At 65.1% G+C, this 4,248-nt stretch carries 3 protein-coding genes; 2 read left to right on the forward strand and 1 reads right to left on the reverse strand.

Annotated features, from left to right (window positions below; all coding sequences use genetic code 11):
* Positions 1 to 1,261, forward strand: a 1,261-nt coding sequence (locus J5J83_RS00130) for an MBL fold metallo-hydrolase (RefSeq protein WP_212343791.1), incomplete at its 5' end; no start/stop codon positions are given.
* Positions 1,262 to 1,415: 154 nt separating this feature from the next.
* On the opposite strand, the gene gcvA is transcribed toward J5J83_RS00130, so the two are convergent.
* Positions 1,416 to 2,387 (reverse strand): transcriptional regulator GcvA, encoded by a 972-nt coding sequence (gene gcvA / locus J5J83_RS00135; RefSeq protein WP_212343797.1) that lies wholly within the window; start codon positions 2,385 to 2,387, stop codon positions 1,416 to 1,418.
* Positions 2,388 to 2,611: 224 nt separating this feature from the next.
* Between gcvA and J5J83_RS00140 the strand changes: the two genes are divergently transcribed.
* The gene (locus J5J83_RS00140; protein ID WP_212343799.1) at positions 2,612 to 4,120 is read left to right on the forward strand and encodes an acetyl-CoA hydrolase/transferase family protein; all 1,509 of its coding nucleotides are present in this window, start codon (positions 2,612 to 2,614) and stop codon (positions 4,118 to 4,120) included.
* The last annotated feature ends 128 nt before the right edge of the window (positions 4,121 to 4,248 follow it).

Raw genomic sequence — 4,248 nt, forward strand, 5'->3', positions numbered from 1 at the left:
GCCGGATATCCCGTTTGCGGTGGACAAGGTGATGGCGCTGGTGGCGACCCATGTGCATATCGACCACGTCGGCCGGATTCCGTGGTTGCTGGCGGCGGGTTTCAAGGGGCCGATCTACTGTAGCGAGCCGTCGGCACGCTTGTTGCCGGTGGTGCTGGCCGATGCGTTCGAGCTGGGTATCAGCCGTGACAGGCGGCTGGTGGAGCGTTACCTGAAGATGGTCGAGGCGCGCATCCGGCCGTTGCCCTGGCGCACCTGGCATACCGTGTTCGATACGGCAGAGGGCAGGTGCCGTATCCGCTTGCAGCGGGCCGGGCACATCCTGGGGTCGGCCTATGTCGAGTGCGAGCTCACGCGGTCGGGCGAGCCGCCGCTGCGGGTGCTGTTTTCGGGTGATCTGGGGGCACCGTACGCGCCCTTGCTGCCGGCGCCGAAGCCTGCCTACCGTGCCGATGTGGTGGTACTCGAGAGCACCTACGGTGACCGTACGCACGAAAGCCGCGCCACCCGGCGGCAACGGCTGCAGGCGGTGGTGGAGAAGGCACTGGGCAATGGCGGCACCGTGATCGTGCCGGCTTTCAGCATTGGCCGCACGCAGGAGCTGCTGTACGAGTTCGAGGACATCCTGCACCGGCAGCGGCTGAAGCCCGGCCGCCATGCTGCGGCGTGGGAGAAATTGCCGATCTTTCTTGATTCGCCGCTGGCCGGGCGTTTTACCGGGCTGTATCGCGAGCTGCAGCCGTTCTGGGATGCCGAGGCGCAGGCGTGGCTGCGGGCGGGGCGCAAGCCGCTGTCGTTCTCGCAGCTGATCTCCATCGACGAGCACGAGGCGCATCTGGCCAATGTGCGCCGGTTGTCGCGCAGTGGCGAGCCGGCGATCGTGATCGCGGCCAGTGGCATGTGTGCCGGCGGGCGGGTGATGAACTACCTGAAGGCCATGCTGCACGACCCCCGCCACGATGTGCTGTTTGTCGGCTACCAGGCGCAGGGCACGCCGGGCAGCGCGATCCAGACCTTCGGTCCGCGCGGCGGCTATGTCGATCTGGACGGCGAACGCATCACCATCCGGGCCGGCGTCCACACCCTGTCGGGCTATTCTGCCCATGCCGATCAGAACGACCTGGTGCGCTTCATCACCCGTATGCGGCATCTGCCTGCCGAAGTGCGCCTGATCCATGGCGACGACGAGGCCCGGCGCGCGCTGGCAGCAATGCTGCGGGCGGCAACCGATGGCCGCGTGAAGGTGATGAATGGCGATTGATGTGCTTGTGCGTCAGGCCTGTGTCACGCCTGCGTTAAAGTTTCTGCGTCGATCGTCAGGAGATTTCATGATGTCCGCTACGACAACGATTCGATTGCAGGACGAGCTCGAGGCAGGGTAGCAAGCGCGGCGACACGTCGGGGTGGATCCGAACTCAGCGCGAGGCAGGTTGTCGAGGAGTCGAGTCAGGCGCTGATGCTTCCCCCAGCAGCCACCGCTGGAACGCTTCGACCGCAGGCTGATGCGTCATCGCTTCGTGCATGACCAGATAGTAGGTGCTGGGCGAGGGCAGGTGGATGTTGAAGGGGATGACGAGCTTGCCTTCGGCCACGCGCGATTCGATCAGCGGGCGCGGCGCGAGGGCGACGCCCTGACCGGCCTGTGCCGCCTCCAGCGTGAGGGCCGCGTTGGAAAAGTGCGGCCCCCGGCGGCTGTCGATGTTCGATGCGCCCGCGCGGCGAAGCCATTCCGCCCAGCCTGATCGCGAATGCATGTCGCGGCCATCCTCGCTCAGTGTGTCGTCGTGGATGAGCACCTGGCCGGCCAGATCGGCGGGGGTTTTCAGCGCTGCAGCGCATTGCAGCGCGGGCGTGCACACCGGCACATAGTCGGGGGTGAAGATCGGCACCACCACATAGCCCGGATAGTGACCTTTGCCATACAGGATGGCGATCTCCTTGCGCGCGGGATGCAGCTTGCCGAGCACGGCGGCTTCGCCCTTGCGGTCGACGGTGTCCGAGGTGCTCGACAGGCGCAGGTCGATGTCTGGGTGCGTCGCGCCGAACTGCGGCAGGCGGGGCAGCAGCCAGTGGCTGGCAAACGACGGCGGGGCGGTGACCGTAAGGGGGCCGGGCGCGACGCGGCGGGTTTGATCGACCGCTTTGACCAGGCGCTCGAAGGCGTCGCGTACGCCGGGCAGCAGCGTTGCGCCGTGTTCGGTGAGTTCGAGCGCACGGACATGACGGTGAAACAGCGGCACGCCAAGCTGGTCCTCCAGCGCCTTGATCTGCTGGCTGACGGCGGCCGGGGTGACGCACACTTCGGCCGCGGCGTGCTTGAAGCTCAGATGGCGGGCGGCGGCTTCGAAGGTGCGCAGCAGGGCGAGGCTGGGGAGCTGGTAGCCCATCGGTCGATAATTAAGTTTTGCTAATGTATCGCATCATAAATGCTCGTTTGTCGGAAGACCAAGCGCTGACTAGACTGCGCTCCGCTTGAATCGGTGTTGCCCTTCCCCCGTGCGGCCACCTCCCTCCTCAGGTCGCACGGGGGATACCTTCGAGTGATCGAAGCACGCGCCATCGCCCGCCCGGGGTGGCGCGTTTCTTTTGCCCCTTTCTTAACGAGCAGACGATGAGCGAATCCCGTATCCACAGTTCCGCCCTGCGCAACAAGATCATGTCGGCCGACGAGGCCGCCCGCCTGATTCATAACGGTGCCAATGTCGGCATGAGCGGTTTTACCGGCTCGGGCTATCCGAAGGTGCTGCCTTCGGCGCTGGCCCGCCGCATCATGGCCGCCAACGCCGAGGGTGATCGGTTTCGCGTGGGGGTGTGGACGGGGGCATCGACGGCGCCTGATCTGGACGGCGCGCTGGCGGCGGTCGATGGCATCGAGATGCGCTTGCCCTACCAGTCCGATCCGGAATGCCGCAAGCGCATCAATGCTGGCGAGATGGAGTACATCGACATCCATCTGTCGCACGTGGCGCAGTTCGTGTGGTTCGGTTTCCTCGGCAAGCTCGACGTGGCGGTGGTGGAAGTAGCCGGCATTCTGGAGGATGGCCGCCTGGTGCCGTCGTCGTCGGTGGGCAACAACAAGACCTGGCTGGATCAGGCCGACAAGGTGATTCTCGAGGTGAATAGCTGGCAGAGCCCGCGCCTCGAAGGCATGCACGACATCTACTACGGCACCCAGCTGCCGCCCAACCGCCAGCCGATTCCGCTGATCAGGCCGTCGGACCGCATTGGCGAACCCTATCTGCGCTGCGACCCGGACAAGATCGTGGCCGTGGTCGAGACCCACAGCCCCGACCGCAATTCGGCATTCACGCCACCCGACCAGGATTCGCGCCGGATTGCCGGCCACATCATCGAGTTCCTGCAGCACGAGGTGAAGAAGGGGCGGCTGCCGGCAAGCCTGCTGCCGCTGCAGTCGGGCGTGGGCAATATCGCCAATGCGGTGATGGCGGGTTTGAACGAAGGTCCGTTCGAGAACCTGACGGCCTACACCGAGGTGCTGCAGGACGGCATGCTGGAAATGCTGAAGTCGGGCAAGCTGGGCTGCGCGTCTGCGACGGCGTTCTCGCTGAGCAACGATGCACTGGCCGAACTCAATGCCGATCTCGACCGTTACCGCGAGCGCATCATCCTGCGTCCGCAGGAGATCAGCAACCATCCGGAGGTGATCCGTCGCCTGGGGGTGATCGCAATGAACGGCATGATCGAGGCCGACATCTACGGCAACGTCAACTCGACCCATGTGATGGGCTCGAAGATCATGAACGGCATCGGCGGTTCGGGTGACTTCGCGCGCAATGCCTACCTGTCGATCTTCATGACGCCATCGCAGGCCAAGGGCGGGGCGATCTCGTGCATCGTGCCGATGGTGTCGCACGTGGATCACACCGAACATGACGTGCAGGTGCTGGTGACCGAGCAGGGCCTGGCCGACCTGCGCGGGCTGTCGCCACGGCAGCGGGCGAAGGCGGTGATCGAGAACTGCGCCCATCCGAACTTCCGTCCCGCACTGCGCGACTACTACAACCGGGCGCTGGCGCAGTCGCCGGGCAAGCACACACCGCATCTGCTGGAAGAGGTGTTCAACTGGCACCTGAGCGCCTTGCGCGGCGAACCGATGTAAGTGCTTGACCGGTGCGAATGGGGGGTACAGGCGTCGTCTTGTCTCCCTCGCCTCGTATGCTCAAGGAAAGGAATGGAACTCCTCCCCCTTCAAGGGGGAGGTTGGGAGGGGGATGGGTCTTGGTTGGC

Source organism: Azoarcus sp. L1K30 (genome assembly GCF_018122735.1).
Taxonomy (GTDB): domain Bacteria; phylum Pseudomonadota; class Gammaproteobacteria; order Burkholderiales; family Rhodocyclaceae; genus Parazoarcus.